This is a genomic window from Streptomyces phytophilus (genome assembly GCF_013870535.1).
In the GTDB taxonomy this organism is placed as follows: domain Bacteria; phylum Actinomycetota; class Actinomycetes; order Streptomycetales; family Streptomycetaceae; genus Streptomyces; species Streptomyces phytophilus.
In genome coordinates this window covers 1-1,076 of record NZ_JACBXC010001685.1, presented here as the reverse complement: position 1 = coordinate 1,076, position 1,076 = coordinate 1, and the positions used below count along the sequence as shown (strand labels likewise).

The following is a 1,076-nucleotide window of genomic DNA, read 5'->3' as shown; positions in this document are numbered from 1 at the left end:
CGGCACCGCAACGCACCACCGAGGAAGGCGCGACACCATGACCGACACCCCCGCCTCCGCACCCGGCGCCGCCCCTCTCGACGCCTCGCCGCCTCCCGAGGCCCCGCTCGCCGGGCTGCGCGTCCTGGACCTCGCGACGCTCTTCGCCGGCCCGCTGGCCGCGACCATGCTCGGCGACTTCGGCGCCGAGGTCGTCAAGGTCGAGCACCCCGCCAAGCCCGACCCCTCCCGCGGCCACGGCCCCGCGAAGGACGGCGTCGGCCTGTGGTGGAAGCTCCTCGGCCGCAACAAGAAGAACCTCACCCTCGACCTGTCCACCCCCGGCGGGCGCGACGTGCTGCTGCGGCTGGCCGCCGGATCCGACGTGGTCGTCGAGAACTTCCGCCCCGGCACGCTGGAGAAGTGGGGCCTCGGCTGGGCGGAGCTGTCCGCCGCCAACCCGCGGCTCGTGCTCGCCCGGGTCACCGGCTTCGGCCAGTTCGGCCCGTACGCCCACCGCCCCGGGTTCGGCACCCTCGCCGAGGCGATGAGCGGCTTCGCCGCGGTCACCGGCGAGCCGGACGGGCCGCCGACGCTGCCGCCGTTCGGCCTCGCGGACTCCGTCGCCGCGCTCTCGACCGCGTACGCCGTGATGACCGCGCTCGCGGGCCGGGAGCGCACCGGGCGCGGACAGGTGGTCGACATGGCGATCATCGAGCCGATGCTGGCCGTGCTCGGCCCGCAGCCCCTCTGGTACGACCAGCTCGGCTACGTCCAGCCGCGTACCGGCAACCGCTCCACCAACAACGCGCCGCGCAACACCTACCGCACCGCCGACGGCCGCTGGCTCGCCGTCTCCACCTCCGCGCAGTCCGTCGCCGAGCGCGTGCTGCGGCTCGTGGGGCGGCCCGAGCTGATCGACGAGCCGTGGTTCGGCACCGGCGCGGGCCGGGCGCGCCACGCCGACGAACTGGACGAGGCGGTCGGCGGGTGGATCGCGCGGCACGACGCGGCGGCGGTCGTGGCCGCGTTCGACGAGGCGCAGGCGTCGGTGGCGCCGGTATACGACGTGCGGGACGTGATGGCCGACGAGCAGT

At 75.7% G+C, this 1,076-nt stretch carries 1 protein-coding gene; it reads left to right on the top strand.

Annotated elements, in window-relative coordinates; translation table 11 throughout:
• Positions 1 to 37: 37 nt before the first annotated feature.
• Positions 38 to 1,076: CaiB/BaiF CoA transferase family protein (locus H5J30_RS35215; protein WP_181791858.1), on the top strand; the 1,039-nt coding region annotated here is incomplete at its 3' end.